This window comes from Pseudophaeobacter sp., from assembly GCF_039971195.1.
Lineage (GTDB): Bacteria > Pseudomonadota > Alphaproteobacteria > Rhodobacterales > Rhodobacteraceae > Pseudophaeobacter.
Genome location: NZ_JBDWPJ010000075.1, coordinates 16,863 through 34,192, shown reverse-complemented (window position 1 = coordinate 34,192; position 17,330 = coordinate 16,863). Strand labels below are relative to the sequence as shown.

The 17,330-nt window shown below is 54.1% G+C and carries 13 protein-coding genes and 1 pseudogene; 6 read left to right on the top strand and 8 right to left on the bottom strand.

The features are described from left to right. The 3 genes from ABJP42_RS06665 to ABJP42_RS06655 all read left to right on the top strand — a co-directional run. A partial coding sequence (locus tag ABJP42_RS06665; protein ID WP_348339526.1) for a tetratricopeptide repeat protein occupies window positions 1-554 on the top strand: 554 nt, incomplete at its 5' end. After that, window positions 551-2,287, top strand: coding sequence for a glycosyltransferase family 2 protein (locus tag ABJP42_RS06660; RefSeq protein ID WP_348339524.1), 1,737 nt, complete (start codon window positions 551-553; stop codon window positions 2,285-2,287). The genes ABJP42_RS06665 and ABJP42_RS06660, both read left to right, overlap by 4 nt. Before the next feature lie 102 nt (window positions 2,288-2,389). Continuing rightward, a complete protein-coding gene (locus tag ABJP42_RS06655; RefSeq protein WP_348339523.1) occupies window positions 2,390-3,085 on the top strand; it encodes a sulfotransferase family 2 domain-containing protein in 696 nt (231 codons plus the stop codon). A gap of 17 nt (window positions 3,086-3,102) precedes the next feature. Here ABJP42_RS06655 and ABJP42_RS06650 read toward each other — a convergent pair whose 3' ends face one another. The 7 genes from ABJP42_RS06650 to ABJP42_RS06620 form a co-directional block, all read right to left on the bottom strand. Beyond that, a complete protein-coding gene (locus ABJP42_RS06650; RefSeq protein WP_348339521.1) occupies window positions 3,103-5,004 on the bottom strand; it encodes a rhamnan synthesis F family protein in 1,902 nt (633 codons plus the stop codon). A gap of 32 nt (window positions 5,005-5,036) precedes the next feature. Next, window positions 5,037-6,053: a hypothetical protein gene (locus tag ABJP42_RS06645; RefSeq protein ID WP_348339519.1), complete on the bottom strand. Its 1,017-nt coding sequence runs from the start codon at window positions 6,051-6,053 to the stop codon at window positions 5,037-5,039. A gap of 100 nt (window positions 6,054-6,153) precedes the next feature. Next, a complete protein-coding gene (locus ABJP42_RS06640) occupies window positions 6,154-7,236 on the bottom strand; it encodes an NAD-dependent epimerase/dehydratase family protein (protein ID WP_348339517.1) in 1,083 nt (360 codons plus the stop codon). A gap of 16 nt (window positions 7,237-7,252) precedes the next feature. Then, on the bottom strand, window positions 7,253-8,029 hold the full coding sequence (locus ABJP42_RS06635) for a class I SAM-dependent methyltransferase (RefSeq protein WP_348339515.1): 777 nt from the start codon (window positions 8,027-8,029) through the stop codon (window positions 7,253-7,255). Window positions 8,030-8,058: 29 nt separating this feature from the next. Continuing rightward, entirely contained in the window at window positions 8,059-8,412 is a 354-nt protein-coding gene (locus ABJP42_RS06630) for a hypothetical protein (protein WP_348339514.1), read from the bottom strand. Beyond that, entirely contained in the window at window positions 8,399-10,225 is a 1,827-nt protein-coding gene (locus tag ABJP42_RS06625) for a carbamoyltransferase family protein (RefSeq protein ID WP_348339512.1), read from the bottom strand. The genes ABJP42_RS06630 and ABJP42_RS06625 overlap by 14 nt, the downstream gene beginning before the upstream one ends. Continuing rightward, a complete protein-coding gene (locus ABJP42_RS06620) occupies window positions 10,222-11,118 on the bottom strand; it encodes an SGNH/GDSL hydrolase family protein (protein ID WP_348339510.1) in 897 nt (298 codons plus the stop codon). The genes ABJP42_RS06625 and ABJP42_RS06620 overlap by 4 nt, the downstream gene beginning before the upstream one ends. A 124-nt stretch (window positions 11,119-11,242) precedes the next feature. Between ABJP42_RS06620 and ABJP42_RS06615 the strand changes: the two genes are divergently transcribed. Continuing rightward, window positions 11,243-11,524 carry a hypothetical protein gene (locus tag ABJP42_RS06615; protein WP_348339508.1) on the top strand — a complete coding sequence of 94 codons (282 nt, stop codon included), beginning with the start codon at window positions 11,243-11,245 and terminating at the stop codon, window positions 11,522-11,524. An 875-nt stretch (window positions 11,525-12,399) separates the two neighbouring features. Here ABJP42_RS06615 and ABJP42_RS06610 read toward each other — a convergent pair. After that, window positions 12,400-12,779 (bottom strand): annotated as a pseudogene (locus ABJP42_RS06610) (transposase); the annotation flags it as partial. Window positions 12,780-13,093: 314 nt separating this feature from the next. Here ABJP42_RS06610 and ABJP42_RS06605 point away from each other — a divergent pair. Next, the gene (locus ABJP42_RS06605; RefSeq protein WP_348339506.1) at window positions 13,094-14,668 is read left to right on the top strand and encodes a hypothetical protein; all 1,575 of its coding nucleotides are present in this window, start codon (window positions 13,094-13,096) and stop codon (window positions 14,666-14,668) included. A gap of 283 nt (window positions 14,669-14,951) precedes the next feature. Next, a complete protein-coding gene (katG, locus tag ABJP42_RS06600) occupies window positions 14,952-17,168 on the top strand; it encodes a catalase/peroxidase HPI (RefSeq protein WP_348339504.1) in 2,217 nt (738 codons plus the stop codon). Window positions 17,169-17,330 lie beyond the last annotated feature (162 nt).

The window sequence follows — 17,330 nt, the reverse complement described above, 5'->3', positions numbered from 1 at the left end:
CCAAGGTCGCTTCCTTTTGGAGTGTACTGGACCGTCTGGACCGCTTGGATCGTCTGGCCTTCCACATTCTGACTGCAAAAAAGGCCAACAAAAAACCGTCGGAAAGTATCGTTTCCAAATTCTGCGTGCTTGCCAAAAATTTAACGGATCCAGAACGCGCTCTAGACGACGAGTATGTTGCCGAGGCCGCTACGATTGTGGACAAGGTCGTGCGAAAGGCAGGTACGGCAGCAATGTTCGAAGTTCAGGGTGATATTCTGTATCGAAATGGAAATAAATTCGATGCGATAGGCCGTTTTGAGGAGGCCTTCGAAAGTCGCTCACATAGTCAAGAATGGGACGAGGCGAGGCTTGTTTTGGCCAAGATCATAGCATCGCTAGAACAGTTGGAGCTGTACGAACGTGCGATCACGTATTTACAGCAATACATCCATGGGATGCCAGTTGCACAGTGCATTCCACAGTATCACCGTCTAGCTTGCTATGCTGCAATGACCGGTCAAAAGGACCTGTCACGACAGTATTGGTCGCAGATTTTGGAGATCACTTCATGAAGATCACTGTCGTTATCCCAAATCAGAACGGTGGTGACTTTCTGCAGGAATGCCTTGAGTCCGTCGTCGGCCAGACAGGCGTCGACAGTGAAATCATTGTGATAGACGGCGGAAGCGTCGACACATCTCTCAGTATCATCCGACGCTTTGAAGGCCAGCTTGCACACTGGGAATCAACGCCGGACGCAGGTCCTTATCATGCCATTGAAAAAGGGTTCGCAAAGTCTACAGGAGATATTCTGTGTTGGCTCAATTCGGATGACATCATGTTGCCGGGGGCACTGGCCGAAGTTGTCAATCTGTTTGCTGCGGATCCGGAAATGTCATGGGTCTCGGGCATCCATTCGACCTTCCTCAGTTTGCAAACCCTGCGCGAGAGGGGCTATCCCCGTAGCGATTTCTTCACAAGCGATGACATGAGATATGCTGTTCAGCAATACCGGGGTATCGACCGGATTGACTTGACATACGACTATATTCTGGATGAGTCCCCGGAAGGTGGCTATTTTCTTCAGCAAGAAAGCACGTTTTGGCGACGCGACTTGTGGGAAAAAGTTGGCGGGTTTGATCATCGGTATAGTCTGGCAGGTGACTATTGGCTTTGGCTTGAGTTTCTAAGCCTATCCCCACTGACATTGGTTGACCGCCCCTTTGGCAGTTTTAGACAATCTCCATGGCAACGTAGCTCTGAGCATTGGGCAGACTACCAAGCTGAAGCGCGCAGTATCGCGAGTATGTTCAAGGCCGCAAACCGTCATGTTATTCAAGAGTCCGACGGTCAGGTCGATGAGAAAACCGACCCTGTTGCTCCAACGCACATAAAGCGATTGAATCGAGACGCCCTTTGTCTGGTGACGTCGATCGCGCCGGTGGGTGTTGAAAAACAAGTGTTTTGTATGGAGACTTGGCGCGTGCAAGGCGCGCGTATCCTGTCGTTCAATACCGCGGCGGAGATAGAAAAAATTGCCACTGAAAAGTATGATCTCCTCGCGGAGGTGGAATTTGTTGAGGTGACAGAGACCGCCCGGGACGTGACCGGCAAAGACCTAGTCTTGCTGCGTGACATCGTCCGTCATTGCAGGGATCTGGACCAAAACACCTGCATCGGGATTATTAACTCTGACATCCAGATCGACGCACACGTTGACCTTGCTGGGTTCGTGCAACGCACCTGTTCCGGCGGTTCCAGTTTGGTCTCGTCGCGAGTGGACTTGGATGACTATTGGGACCGTGAGGGTCAGATTTTTTCCGGCGGTGTCGATGCCTTCTTCTTCACACCAGACATTATTGCCGATTTCCCAATGGAAACAGATTTTGCGATTGGGGCACCCTGGTGGGACTATTTTATGGTGATGTATCTGTGCCAGAAGAGCAAAAACGTGTTTTATCCACGCCCGATTCCATTCTACCATAAGCGGCATACAACAAATTACCCGCAATCGATCTGGCTACACTATGGCCGCCATTTCCTTGAGCATTTCGACCCCTCCTTGGTCAGAGCCTTTGATGATAAGCCCGGGAGCGGCCAACAATCGAGCTTTCTTGCCGATATCGCCAGACAGTACGCTGTCGGTTTTTACCATGATGTTGAACTGGCGCAACCGATGCCGTGGGCGACGCTGATGCCTCATGGGAGTGGATTTCACAACATGATCGAGATACTTGAGGCGAAAAAGCGACAGTGGGCAGATCGGGCTATCATGGCCGAAGAGGTGTTGCTTACAAAGCGCTGATCTGCAACACATTTGCGGCAACAACATTCTCTGCATTTAATTCGTTCAGTGTATTCAGAGTAGTCAGAACTTCCGAAGGCAAAGTGTTGAGGAGTGATCCCGGTGCGTATCGCGTATATTCATATTCCTAAGTGTGGCGGAACAGCGATGCAGGCACACCTTGTGGATCGGATCGGCAAAGACCGAAGCTTGGCCATAGGTGCGCTTAAACATGGTGCACAAATTGAGATGGCGTCTGATTTCGAAACCTGGCGTTCCGCATTGGATGGGGTGCGTTTAGCCTATGGTCATTTTTTCTGGCCGGCTTTCAAAGATCTAGCCAACCGCCTAAATGCGCCCGCATTTTCGCCGGTGGCTGTTGTGCGGGAACCGCTCACTCGCGCGGTTTCCGAATACAACTATATCAGCCAGTTCCCTACCCACGATCTGCATGCAAAAGTGCAACAAATGACATTGGATGAGTATCTGCTTGAACTGCACGTCAATAACATCCAGTGCAAATTTATGACCCAGTCAGATCTATTCGTGCCTGCTCTGCAGGTCATAGAAGAGGAGTTCGCCTGTATTGCCCCTCTTGATGAGATTGATGAATTTTCAGCGCGTCTCATGCAGGATCTGAAGCTACCACAGGCGCCTGTGGTGCCGAAGAATGTTGGCGGCCAGACCAGGGATAAGCTGGTTATCGATCCCGATGTTACTTCGGAGTTCTATGAGAGAAACGTGGCAGACCTGCGTATGTATTGGTGGGTGCGCCGGAACTGGCGTTCGCATTGGAAAGTGTCAGGCGCAGCGGTCTAAGGCGCCCGTCCAGCATTTTAGTCTGGTGAATCCCGGTGTTTTTTGAATCGCGGTGCAGGGGCAAATTGTTTTGCAATCCAGTGAGCGAAAGGGCGCAGATATTGGCGTGACGAGGGCCAGCGAACCAGCATTTCGCCATAAACCTTGCGCAAACGCACAAATAGCCAGTCGCCTGCACCTCCTCGGTTCGAACTCAGAAGTCGATCCTGCTCGACCACATTGCCAAGTGGCAAGTGAGACGCGAGGCGCTGTAGTTTGTATTCGATTTTAGCGTAGTTCCGGGCGGCCTGCTCTGTAGACATCACCTGAAGGACCCGAAAGCCCTGCGCTTGCGCACAGTATCCAATCAGCCGTTCCTGCGCGTGAGCCAATCCGCCGTCAATATGATGCGGCTCTTTGTTATAATCTTCCCACTTCCAGTCATGCGCAAACATCGGCTTGAGGGCGGAGGTCCTAAACCAGAACATTGTGCCATAGGGGGCGACCGGGCAGGCTTTATCCATTGGAACGTCCAGCCCTATGTCGTTGGCAAGGCTGGAGACATTGTGTTTGTTGTTGAACCAACTATGACCAAGCGTGGCAAACCCGATATGAATAAGTGGGGGAGTGATCAGACCGATGTCTCGCTGGGTTTCCAATTGATCCAGCACGTTACTGACATACCCACGAGAACCAATCAGGTTGTCGAACAAATGCGCCTTAAAACTCTCACCAATCTGTGCAGGCACTTGAGGCGTGCGCTTCGAATGAAGCCGTAGTGCAATCTCGTACTTTCCAGAGATTACAATGTCGCGCCAGGTGATGAACAACGACGACATGTCTCGCCCACGATTGTGCTCGACAACGCGTATTGTGGCATTTTCCTCTTTGATCTTAGTTGATTTCAAAAACAGCCGGATTTCGTCAGCCGCTTCAGAAGTTGCGGTTGAGATAAACAGATGAGTTGGCGCAGGAATACGGTCAAGTAACTCGACAAAGTTAGGCAACATGTCAGTATAGTAGGCGTGCAAAAATACGGCGACCGTTCCAAAGCTCCACGCTGTTTTTTCCGGATGTTCCGGGACGTCTGCGTGTATCGCATATTCGTCGGCGATCATCGAAAAATCGCGCAAGGGTACCATCTCGAGGGCGTAGGATATCGCACATTCATATGCACTGGGATCCGCTTGCCGCAGGTGGTCAAGCCCGACCTTGATATCGATCGTATGCATATCATGCAAAAGCGGATCAACGAAAAACACCGACAATGGGATGACCGGTGAGCCATCACGCACAATCGATCCAATTTCAAAGTATCTTGGATCGGATGACCGCCATTGCGTACTGTTAGGTGGATAAGAAATCTTGGTGTCGGAAACGTCAGCGGCTTTTGCAAGATCAACTTGGTAGGGAGAGACGCCGTTCAGATCAACCTCAGCCTCAAGGACACTGGCCCACAAGGCGCATGCGGTCTGGGCGGGAACGAACTCAGCGGAAAGGATCATAAAATCGAGGTAGGGAATCCGGTCCGGCCACTGCTTGTTCTTTAGCGCCGGGTCCAAATCTGTGGCGCGCCAGTATGCGCAATAGACATCTGCACCATCGGCCTGCGCGATGTCCAAGTGCGCGCGCAATCCTCCAATTGGTCCTAATACATCAGCCGTCATCGTCACAATGCGGCTGGAAACGTCGGGGCTGTTGTCAGTAAGCCATTTCAACGCCAGCCCAATTCCAGAGATAGCCGCCCGATCGACCGAGGGATTTGTAAGGACGGTTTCGATAGCAATGTCTGGATGCTGCGTTTGGACTTCGTCTTCCTCGGCCGAGGTTACCAAAATCAGGCGATCACATTCAATGCTGAGTGCCTCAAGCGCAAACCTGACATGTGGCTTGGCCAGCATTTTTTGGGAAACGCTATAAATTGCGACGACGTTAGACATTACCCGAAATCCTACTCTCGATGGCTTTGAAACTAGGTGGCGGCGCAGCGGTTGACGATTGCCTCAGCGGCCTGTCGAACGCTGGGGGTTTGCCAAAGAAAGAAGGTATCATAGTAGGTTAAATTCCTGTCCAAAAGCGGGAACAGTCCCTCTGGCGCAAGAGGGCGGGTCCAGTATCCATCAAGGCGGGACTCGAGAATGGTCTCCATCCGTTTGGTATGGATATCATCGGCAGGCACCACAATCTGGCGTCGTGCACGCGCTGCATCCTCACGAACCAAATCTGTCAGGGATTTTCTTTCGTCGCGCGATGTCGTCCCCATAAATGCAAGTCGCAGATCAGGCGATGTCCGCGGGGCGCCTTCGCCATGAATAAGATTTGCCAGACGCAAAAGTTCTGTCAACTCAATTGGCAAGGACGAGTTTGCTTTAGAGTTTGTTGACGGAGGAACATCCTTTATCCGTAGGACTGCGGAAAGAAGATGCAAAAAGAGGTTCTCGTCGCGCCGCGCAAGTTCGTCGTATGGAACGGCATGCAGATCTATCTCTGGGCTGCGTAGCAAGGGAGCGATATCCTGCATTGGGTTCAGCACTCGGTCAGTGATGGGTGTGCAAAGCGATTCCAGGAAACGGTCCGCAAAAGACGCCGTGAAACCTTGCTTTACCTCTTCTCCCCAGTAGGAATGGAAAACGGTCATCGGATCGCGCACCGTATAGATCACCTCGATGCTGTTTGCGCCCACAACTTCAGCCAGGGCGATGTATTTTCGTGGCGCCCATCGACAGAAACCTTCGGCCGATAACACCATGTTGAGATGGTTCTCACGGATATCCTGTGCTTCGGCTCGCAAAGCCCGGTTATCTGCGCCATCAGCTTCAATATACTCGACGAAATTATGCGCCAGGTGATGATGCCCTGTAGATCCGTAGGTGCCTGCTATCGGGTAGGCCCAGCCAGATTTGAGCAAGTCGCTACGATTGTTGGCGAAACTGTCTTGAATGAAGGTAGTCCCGGTTTTGTGCGGTCCTGCGTGAACTATCAATTTCACTGCCAGCTCCTTTTCAGCGTCAGGTATCGTCCCAAAAGCCTTAAGGGTGCTTTCCTGTGAATGAGAGTGTTCGGAAGCTTTGGTATCTTCGGTTTGAGTGTCAACTTCTTTCGTCGCCGCTGACCGACAGATTGATTTGGCTTAGCCCATCAACAAGTTTTACCTGCGGTCGCCACCCGAGAATCTTAGCGGAGCTCTCAATATTTGCAACGGCATGGCGAATGTCACCCGGGCGGTACTGTCCCCCACAGCGTAAGGTCGATTCATTTAAACCGTTCTGTCGCATCATTTGTTGCGCAACTTTCATGATTGTAATGCCCTCACCTGATCCAATATCAAGTATGGTTTGTTGATCTTGGTGGACATTTGCAGCCTGGATAAAGGCGCGGACAACATCATCGATGAAAACAAAATCCCGCGTAATGATGCCATCTTCATAGATATCCGGCGTTTGACCCTGTGCCATCAGATTGGCAAATATCGACAATACGCCAGTATATGGGTTGGAAGTAGACTGACCAGGCCCATAGACGTTCTGCAGCCTCAGGATGCTCACACTTGTTTCCGTTCCCCAGAACCCTTGGGTCAACAAGTGCTCCTGCATCAGTTTACTTGAAGCGTAGATTGATTTTGGTCGTGGTGGGCAGGTGAGCGCGCAAGAGCTGATTGGCCTCAGGATGGTGCCGTGGATGTCCTTGACCTGAAAATCGCCACGCTCCAGGTCTTCTGCAGATCGCGGAGCAGGAGCAGCGGGCCGCCCGTCCTGATAGACACAACCTCCCTCGCCATAAACGGCACGGGTGCCCGATAAAATGACCTTTAGCACTGGTGGGCCCGCTTTCCGGATCGCCTCGATCAGATTGGCAGTGCCCGTTGTGTTGACCTTCGTATAATGCGCCGGTTCTAGATAGGATTGGCCGGTTCCGGTTTCTGCAGCCAGATGAAAAATCACGTCAGGATTTGCACCGCGAACTGCGGCCCTCAACTTCTCGCCGTCAACGACGTCTCCCTTCACGACAGAGATGCCAAAGGCACGAAGCTCTTGCAGTTTCGCGTCCGCCGATCCGTGCACTTGCGGCAGAAAGTTGTCATAGACGGTCACCCGGTTCCCTTCGGATACTAGGCTTTTTGACAAAGCAGTACCTATGAAGCCGGCGCCGCCTGTTATGAAATAGGACGTCATCGCAGGTAAGTTCTCTCTAACCTTCGATGCGCTCGGCCACTATGGCCGTGCAATCGGTATCGTTGTGTCCCGGAACTGTGCACAAAGGTTTACTGTCAACCATGTCTACGACCTGGAACCCAAAGACACTTAGCATTTTTTCAACGCAGGTCTTGGTCGGCACCCAAAACGCCTGCTGCGCCAAGTTTTCCTTGGATGGAATGAAAGCAGCGATGGGCTGGGGGTTGTTCAGGTAGGTGTTTGTAACAATTACCTTTTCCCGAACCGATGGCAAAATGGCGGCCATGGCTCCGAAAGGATCCCGCAGATGTGAGAAAATCATACCAAAAATGGCAATATCAAATTGCCCAAGCTCTGCGGGAAGCGGTTGGTATATGTCGCCATAATACGCCCGCGCTTTGGATTTAAGTAGTTGGTGCGATAGCCAATAGCTGTTGCGAATTTTCGTAGCGCCCGCTTCCAGCCGATCAAGCTGGGCATCTATATCGGCCATGAAATCTGGGTAGGGCACAAAATTCCATTGGCGCCCACTCACCATGTCAAACGATACAACATCTGCACCGCGTTTTTCCATTTCAAAACTCAGAAATCCTGACGCGGCACCCATGTCTAACGCCCGCTTCCCCGCAAAATCTACGTTTCCCAGATACTCGGCAGCACAATGGCGTAGGTCCCAGTCACCGGTGACTGGGCCCAATTCGGGCAAATCAATACTGTGATAAAACCGGCAATCTTCTTGTCCTTTGACGCTTACCGGGCTGGCGTACAGATTTGTGGCTGTGTCTTGGGGCATTGGGGCTTCCTAGTGTTGGGGAGATGCGATCAGAACAACGGATAAACGAAGTCCGTCAATTCGTATGTGTTCTGCTTTTGCTCCGGAGCCGCGACTGAGGCGCGCAACCCTTTAAGGTCAGCACCTAAGGCTACAAGATCGGCACTCTGCTCTTTCCATAGCGCAAGCAGGCTATCAACCACTCCATCGCCACTCAACAAATTGGAATCGCAAAGAATTTGGGCGGCTCCAGCGAGGCTTCTCGGTGTTTCGAAATAGCTGTCTGTGTCCGGTGACCACTTTGTAGTCAAGCAGGGCATTTCGTCCGAGCGAAGCTGATCCGCGTAGGGAACAAGACGCATATGGAAAAACCCGGCGGGCGTCGTGGGGTCAATCAAGTTCATAGGCGGTTTTCCCTTCCATATCGATAATGTCTTGGGATTGCTGATTTTTCCAGACCAAACAATCGCCAATGGCCAGCACGTCCAATCCAGTATTCAAAAAACATGCGATTGCATCGTCAGGGGTACAAACCAATGGCTCGCCCCGCACGTTGAATGACGTGTTGATAAGCATTGGGCACCCGGTCTCTGCTTCGAAAGCGCGTATAAGACTTGTGAAAGACGCATTGCGGGCTTCTTCGACGGTTTGGATACGTGCTGAATAATCAACATGGGTTATGCCCGGATAGTCCGAACGCTCCTGGTTGACGAATTCGAGCATGTTGCCACCCATGATGCGGAATTCATCCCAATTCACAGGCTTGCGATGTGCCTCTTTGATTTTGGCAACAATCAGCATGTAAGGGCTTTCGTCCTTTAGGTCGAAAAAATTGCTCGCTTGCTCGGCCAATACTGCAACCGCAAACGGTCGCCAGCTCTCGCGGAACTTGATCTTGAGATTGATCCTCTGTTGGGCGTCGGCGCGGCGCGGATCAGCCAGGATCGATCGGTTGCCCAAAGCGCGCGGGCCAAATTCCATCGCTCCTTCGAACCGCCCGACGATTGCGCCATCGGCAAGGGCTTTCGCAAGGGTCCTGTTGCGTTCATCGTCGTCCTCGACAGATTGATACACTAGACCGGCCTTTTTCAGATCCGAGCAGATCCGGGGCGCGCCGAATGAGGATCCGATCAAGCTGCCTCGCTGGGCATCTGGTTTTTGAGTGCGGCGTGGGATGTTGAAATGGCTGTGTGCCGTATGAAGAGCAGCTCCCAATGCGCCGCCAGCGTCACCGCTTGCAGGTTGAATCCACAGGCCCTCCAGATCGGGTATCGTGGCGTGCAGTCGCCCGTTGGCGACACAGTTCAGCGCCACGCCACCGGCCATACACAGGTTTTTAGATCCGGTACGCGCCAAGGCGGTGCGCGCCAGTTTCTCAACCACATCATTCACCACAGCCTGGATTGATGCTGCGATGTCCATGTGTTTCAACGAGAGATCAGCATCCGGCGCCAAGGCCGGTCCACCGAACAATTGATGAAACTTTTCGCCCGTCGCCCGCCGACGGTCCAGAAAGCCAAAATAGTCAGTATTCAAACGAAAGGAGCCATCAGGTTTGATGTCAATCAGCTCATCTCGTATCAGACCGGCAAAGCGTGGCAGACCGTAGGGGGCAAGCCCCATCAGTTTGTATTCGCCCGAATTCACCCGCAGGCCACAGTATTCCGTAAACGCACTGTACAGCAGTCCCAAGGAGTTCGGATAACGCAACTCGGCAAGAGGCGTGATATCGTTTCCATTGCCTGCGGCAATGGTAGTTGTAGCCCATTCGCCGACGCCGTCCACGACAAGAATCGCGGCCTCATCAAAAGGCGCAGGATAAAATGCTGACGCCGCGTGGCTCAGATGGTGCTCGCCCACCAAAACCTTGTCGTCGGAATCGACATACTCTCGGGCCCGTTCGCCCAGCTCAATTTTAGAGCCTAGCATAGAGCGCATCGATTGTTCCCATATCCCGCCACCCTGTGGGGCAACATGAAGCGCATTCTTCAAAACACGATCAAGCGAGAGAACTGGGTTTTCATAAAGAACAATTGCGTGAAGCGCACCACCACTGTGAATTTGCCCAATACAGTGTTCCAGAGCATGTATAGGAAACGCAGGATCATGCTTTTTCCGGGTGAACCGTTCTTCCTGAACGGCTGTGATGATCTCGCCGTCAGCGCACAAAGCTGCAGCGGCATCATGGTACATGGCGGAAAGGCCAATAATATTCATGCTGTGTTGCGCTCCATTGATGCCGCAAGGCCGGCGCCTATTTCTCGGGCGAAGTGTACGTTCGCCTGGGCATTTGGGTGTAGGTCGATCGGGGCGAAAGTCGATTCCGAAAACGGCAACCTTGGGTCGGCGTCGATCACAGAAATGTCGTCTGAACGCAGCCGTTGGATAAACAGATCTTTTTCGAGGTGATCTGGTGTTGCTGCCCCTCCCAAGCTCTTGGACATTTCGCTTCGCAAAACCGCGAAGTGAAACTGGGCCCCTGCCTGAGTGCAAAGAAATTTGGCCCGATTGAGAATGGCGACCCCGATGTCGGCCTGATAGCGATCATCCGGTCTGTACTGCATCATTGCGTCCAACTCTCCACGGGTCTTGGGCGGATACCGGCGGATGTATTTCAGTGTTCCCTGTGGTGTAAATTCAGCAGCCGGGCGGAAGGTATTCATCTGGGCACCAACGCCAATGATCCATTTCTCACCAGCACTTTGCTGATGCGAAATCCAAAGATGCGGATCAGCTACATTCCGGTGTAGATGGGATGCGATGAATGAAAACAACACAACGTCTGGTTTTCGTGTCACCAAATAGGCTTCCAATTGCAGCAAATTTTGAAAGGTCGAGTAAGCACCAATGCCATATGGCTCGATACGCCAATCAGGAAACTGCTCTTGTAAAAGGTAGGGATATGTCTCTTCATCGGGCAGCCACTGCCCTTCGGTTACCGAACAGCCAAAGATCGCCACGGTACGCTCACCGGTTTTGCGTTGGTTGGGCAACGCCCGATACCCATTCGGCCCAATGATTAAGTTGCGATAGAGCGTCTGATTTCGTTCCTCAACGGTACCAACACTGCGTCGCCAGCCCAAAACTGGGTCAAAAATGATCCGCCCCACGATGCCATCCCCATATAGCTATCTTCTTTTTAAGACAGTTTAAATTAGAATACAGCGGAAAAGCGCGCCCAGTCATCAAGAATAGTGCCGTTCTTGCCGTGTCTTTACAAAGTCAGGAGCGGTCGTGTCGCAGCTTGATGCCGTTCCTTTGATTGCCGCATTCTCAGGGGGTATCAAAGGCAAAAAGATTTCAGAGGTACGGTTTACTGAGGAAAATGCACAGGTGCGTTGGCGAGCAAATGAAGGGATTCGCGTGTCTCAAATCGTTGACGAGCTACAGGCTAAAGTCTTTGACCAGCCACAACACGCCTCAATGCGCGATGAATTGCTCGCTCTTTGGGCGGACCTGAGCGGCACGGAAAAGCTGCGCTGCGCATCCCTCGATAGCATGGGAAAGAAACTCTAGGGGCGCATTTGCAGCTCTCCGATCAGCGCACGATAGAACAGGTGCGACAGGATCAGAGCGAAAAACGCGTCAAAGGCTGCAAACCGCCAAAAACCCCGCCCAGACACAGATAGATCACAACCATCAACAACCGCCCAAACATCGCGATTGCCACCTGAAAGCGTTGGTTGATGGGGTCAAGATACGCGAAAATCTGCAATGCCGATGCCACGATCCCTCCCCATATCGGCAGGAATACAGTGCATCAGCCGGGTCAAGTCCAACAAAAATGGCCCCGAACCGAGGCATGACGATGCAGGCCAGCGCAACCAGACTTTGCAGTATCAAATTAGATGCAAACTCTGACTACGCACAACTCGCCATCTCCCATCAATACCTGACAGACAGCTTTGGAAATGAGGTGTTCACCCGAGATGGGCGCAACACACGAGCTCAAATCTTTCATGTAACACTTTTCGATACTGGTCACCGGAGGCTGCGCTTGGAGCCCAAGTACAGCTGGCTTCTTATGCCATTGCCAGCCCTGCCCGGTGAAGCAACAGAGTTTCGCAGTCTCGCCCAAGCCGCATGGACATGGTCTGTTCAAAACGGATTTCTTTTTTCGCTTTGTTTCACCCATACCAGTGCACCACAAATTTGCCCCCCCTTGTAAACGCTGCCCGACTGCGTACCAGACTTTTGAAATTGATCGACTGCAGGATATTGCATAGATCAAGAGTTATTTCGCGACTTTACTCGATCTTTTTCGAGGCCGAAGTCCGCAATGACGGTCCGCACCGCTGCAATTGGTTTGGTCATTGGATGTCCGGTTGGGGCCGATTGAAGCGGCAGATTTCATTTATGGCAAGAAGCAGCCCCGCGACTAGGCTCTGGACTCACAACCAGCATATGACTGTTGCGGCGAGAGCGATGGCAGACAGGAAGACCTTGGGGCACCGGTCATAGCGGGTAGCCACACGCCGCCAATCTTTCGGGCAACCAAACATGCTCTCAATCACTGCCCGGAAGTGCATTGCGCCCCAATGTCACGAGAGGGGCGATTGCGCCTTTTGTAGCGACGCTTGTCGTAGTTGATGGTTTTGTCGCGTGATTTCCGCCCAGGAATACATGGCTTTAAGCCCATATCTACAAGTGTTTCGCGAAACCAATCTGCATCATACCCTCGGTCTCCCAATAGCCATTCGGCTGCTGGGATACTAATTACCAAGGCTCTGGCCCCAGTGTAATCGCTGACCTGCCCGGCGCTTCCAAAGACACCGCCTCCACCTAGCACCCGCATGCAGTTCAATCAGCGGTCAGTTTTGCAAAGCGTGCGTATCTTCAGTTTTGAGTATTCTTTACTCATGTGGAAATGTGAAACTCCCCTTATGGGTGTTTTTTGGACAAGCCACTACCTATGAGCCCATAGTGCTCACCTGGAGCAGGCATTTGGGGGTCGTCCGGGAAAGCGGTTCTGGCACCGTCAAATCCGGGCTGACGGCCCTGACTGCAATTTCACGCCGCTTTCACAGTCCGCTCTCTAGACTGCTTCCAAAACACCAGATTGGTGACAAAAGACCGGAGGATAAAATGGCTGACCTGAACACGGCTGACACAGTCGGGGAAACCCCAACGCGTGCAATTTTGGAAAAAGCCCTTCACAAGGCCCATCAGACCTTTGGCAATCTTTCCTGTTTTCGCGGCGTAGACATTGGCTATCGCTGGACGGGCGGAAAGCGCAGCAAGGACATCTGCCTGCGCCTGCATGTTCAGGAAAAACTGCCCCTCGACACCTTGCTGCCTTCGCAGGTGTTCCCAACCCGTTTTGAGGGCATCCCCCTGGACGTGATCGCGGGCGGTTTTCACCCCTCGCTTGAACCTGGAGCCGCCCGCCGGGCCTCTGCCCGCCAGCCCTACACGATGGGTGGTCTATCTGTTGGGCGCTGCGGAGAAGGCACTGGCACAATTGGCCTGGTTGTGATCGACACGACCACCGGTAAACCCGGCATTCTGTCGAACTGGCACGTGCTGGCCGGCCCGCGGGCGCGCCGCAATGACCCGATCATGCAGCCGGGTGAGGACGGTGACGGTTTTGACCCGCGCAATCGCATCGCCAATCTGTCGCGCTGGATGTTGGACCGCAACGGTGACGCTGCCCTGGCTGAGCTATTGCCCGACCAGCCCTGGCTGCCGCTGCAGTTTGGTGGCTTTGAAAACATCACCAAGGCTCGTGCGCCCCGCCTGGGAGAGATCCTGTGCAAAACCAGTAAAAACGCGCCTGCACCGCGCGCCCATGTCGATGGGATGGGCCTGTACCGTCTGCAATATGAGACACGGCCCGGCGTGTTTGAGTACCGAGATATCAAAGGTTTTAAACTGGTCTCTCTGGAGGAGTCACAACCGCATGGTGACAGCAGCAGCTCTCCGGCGGGCGACAGTGGCACTGCCTGGATCTCGGCAAAATCCGGCGAAGCCGTTGGTCTGCAATTTGGCGCTCATGCAGGCTCCAGTTCCCCCTCTTCGCTTGGGTCCCACTCGGAACAGGGGGTTATTGCCTGTGCTCTGCCATGCATTCTGGAGCAGATGCAACTGCGTTTGGCCGGGTTTGAAGACCTTCTGGCCCAAAACGGACAGGACGCCCTGCTGACCGTGCGGCAAAGATCACATGCGGATCTTTCCTGCGATCCCAGAGATCGCCCCCAGCCTGCCCCCTGGCCACACCCCCGCCACTGGACCGATGCCTCTGCCCCAGAAACCCCAGTGGCCTCACGTCCCAACCGGATCGAGGGCAATCATCCCCTGGCTGACATTGTGCCCTTGGTGCGCATCTCCCCCAGCGGTGGCGCCCCTGACCGCGCTAAGGAAAACCAGCGCGGCACTGGGCAGCCCTATAATCTGGTGCAATCGATCTGGACGATGCGGCTCTATCCGGCCCTGCTGGACTATGACCCCAATTTTCGGGGCGTTTTCCTTGACGAATCCGTGTCCCAGCGGATCTCGACAGTGGACGAGCGCAGCATCCATGCGTTTTTTGCCCGGCTGATCAACGGCTCTGTGCATTTTGATGGCATTGGGCTGAAGCAGATGATGGCCGCCGATTTTCAGGGCTCCCTCACCTATATGCAGGTCTGTGAACGCATCAACGCCCTGCAAACACGCCTTTAGTTTCGATCGTCAGGCCCTGTCCCATTGGCCTGGCTGCCCTGCCCCTGTCGAATAACTCTCCCCATTCCGCAGGGGCAGGTTGGGCTTTATCCTCGCTGCGCTGCATTGGCTTAGCGGCTCCGTCCCTGCTCTAAATCATAATCAATACCTATTACTCTCATACGAAAGTGTAATTTCACTTTATCGATCTGTCTTGCTACCATTTTGCCATACTCGGGGCGGTGCCACTGGCGCTGTGCCCCTCCAGCACGCCTAATTGATACGCCAGATCGGAGAGACCAAAATGGACGGAAACGACGCCCCAAAAGCAAGCGGTTGCCCAGTGATGCACAGCGGAGCGCAGAGCGCCAGCACAGGTGTGAGATCAAACACCGACTGGTGGCCCAATCAGCTCAATCTGAAAATCCTGCATCAGAACTCCGCCAAATCCGACCCAATGGCGGAAGATTTTGACTACGCCGAGGCCTTCAAGTCACTTGATCTCAAGGCGCTGAAGCGGGATCTGGTGGCCCTGATGACTGACAGCCAGGACTGGTGGCCGGCGGATTATGGCCACTACGGCGGGTTGTTCATCCGCATGGCCTGGCACAGCGCCGGCACCTATCGCACCTCGGACGGGCGCGGTGGCAGCGGCACAGGGCAGCAGCGCTTTGCACCGCTTAACAGCTGGCCCGACAATGGCAACCTTGACAAGGCGCGGCGCCTGTTATGGCCAATCAAGCAAAAATACGGCAACCAGATCAGCTGGGCGGATCTGATGATCCTGGCAGGCAACTGCGCCATCGAGAGCATGGGCGGACGGACTTTTGGCTTTGCCGGCGGGCGCGCCGATGTCTGGGAGCCCGAAGAGGACGTCTATTGGGGGCGCGAGGATGAATGGCTGGCGGATAGCTCTGCCAAGGACAGCCGCTATTCCGGCGACCGCGACCTGGAGAACCCGCTGGCCGCAGTTCAGATGGGCCTGATCTATGTGAACCCGGAAGGCCCGGATGGCCAGCCTGATGCCCTGGCCTCGGGGCGCGACATCCGCGAGACCTTTGCCCGCATGTCGATGAATGACGAAGAGACCGTGGCGCTGGTGGCCGGCGGCCATACCTTTGGCAAGGCCCATGGGGCTGGTGATCCGGCCCTGGTTGGGCCCGAGCCCGAAGCCGCCCCAATCGAGACCATGGGTTTGGGCTGGATCAATGCCCATGGCAGTGGCAAGGGCGACGACACCACCACCAGCGGCATCGAAGGTGCCTGGACTGCCAACCCCACCCAGTGGGACAATGGCTATTTCGACCTGCTGTTTGGCTACGACTGGAACCTGACCAAATCCCCTTCGGGCGCCTGGATCTGGGAGCCGGTGAATGTGCGCGAAGAGGACATGGCTCCGGCAGCCCATGACGCCAGAAAGAAGGTCAAAACCATGATGACCACGGCAGATATGGCAATGCGGATGGATCCGATTTACGGGCCGATCTCCAAACGGTTCCACGAGAACCCCGAGGAACTGGCCGAAGCCTTTGCCCGCGCCTGGTTCAAGCTGACCCACCGCGATATGGGACCGCGCGCGCTCTATCTGGGCGAGGAAGTGCCGACAGAAGAGCTGGTCTGGCAAGATCCGGTGCCGGTGGCAGATCACCCGCTTGTTAATGCCGCAGACATCGCAGACCTGAAGGGACAGATCCTTGCCTCTGACCTGACCACCGCCGAGCTGGTCTCCACCGCCTGGGCCTCGGCCTCTACCTTCCGGGGATCTGACAAACGTGGCGGCGCCAACGGCGCGCGCATCCGCCTGAGCCCGCAAAACAGCTGGCCAGTCAACCAGCCAGACCAGCTGAACAAGGTTCTGGAGGCACTGGAGGCAATCCGGCAGGGCTTCAATGACGCCAATGCCGACAAGCAGATCTCCACAGCCGATATGATCGTTCTGGCAGGATCTGCCGCAGTGGAGCAGGCGGCACAGCAGGCCGGTCATCCGGTGGAAGTGCCCTTTGCACCGGGTCGTGGCGACGCCAGCCAGGAGCAGACCGATGCCGAAAGCTTTGCAGTGCTGGAGCCCGAGGCGGATGGTTTCCGCAACTATCAGAAGAAGGCCTATAGTATTGCACCCGAGGAAATGCTGCTAGACAAGGCACAGCTGCTCAAGCTGACAGCGCCGGAAATGACCGTTCTGATAGGTGGTTTGCGGGTGCTCGGTGCCAATCACGATGGGTCCAGCCTGGGGGTTTTCACCAGCACAGCGGGCAGCCTGAGCACCGATTTCTTTGTCAATCTGTTGGATATGAGCACCCAATGGGCACCGGCAGAGGATGGCAGCTATACCGGCACAGACCGCACCACCGGGGCGGAAAAATGGAAAGCCAGCCGGGTTGATCTGGTCTTTGGCTCCAACTCGCAGCTGCGCGCCATTGCGGAGCGCTATGCGCAGGACGATGCCAAGGCACAATTTGTCCAGGATTTTGTCTCTGCCTGGGTCAAGGTCATGAACGCGGATCGCTTTGATCTGAGCTAGCGCCAAACGCCTCAGAGGGCGTTTCCCGGCATGCCCGCATGCCCATTCCCAGAGGCCTGGACGCGGTTTTCAGGCCTCTGGGAGAAGATGTATTTAAAAATTTCCTTTTTCAGAAACATCGTAAACCCATCAAAAAACCACACCCTTAACGAGGTCAAATGG

Excerpts from the sequence above, each read along its gene's own strand:
- ABJP42_RS06630 (WP_348339514.1), bottom strand. The coding sequence starts at position 8,412 with ATGAACTTGATTGACCCCACGACGCCCGCCGGGTTTTTCCATATGCGT.
- ABJP42_RS06660 (WP_348339524.1), top strand. The coding sequence starts at position 551 with ATGAAGATCACTGTCGTTATCCCAAATCAGAACGGTGGTGACTTTCTG.
- ABJP42_RS06605 (WP_348339506.1), top strand. The coding sequence starts at position 13,094 with ATGGCTGACCTGAACACGGCTGACACAGTCGGGGAAACCCCAACGCGT.
- ABJP42_RS06640 (WP_348339517.1), bottom strand. The coding sequence starts at position 7,236 with ATGACGTCCTATTTCATAACAGGCGGCGCCGGCTTCATAGGTACTGCT.
- ABJP42_RS06650 (WP_348339521.1), bottom strand. The coding sequence starts at position 5,004 with ATGTCTAACGTCGTCGCAATTTATAGCGTTTCCCAAAAAATGCTGGCC.
- katG (WP_348339504.1), top strand. The coding sequence starts at position 14,952 with ATGGACGGAAACGACGCCCCAAAAGCAAGCGGTTGCCCAGTGATGCAC.
- ABJP42_RS06635 (WP_348339515.1), bottom strand. The coding sequence starts at position 8,029 with ATGCCCCAAGACACAGCCACAAATCTGTACGCCAGCCCGGTAAGCGTC.
- ABJP42_RS06625 (WP_348339512.1), bottom strand. The coding sequence starts at position 10,225 with ATGAATATTATTGGCCTTTCCGCCATGTACCATGATGCCGCTGCAGCT.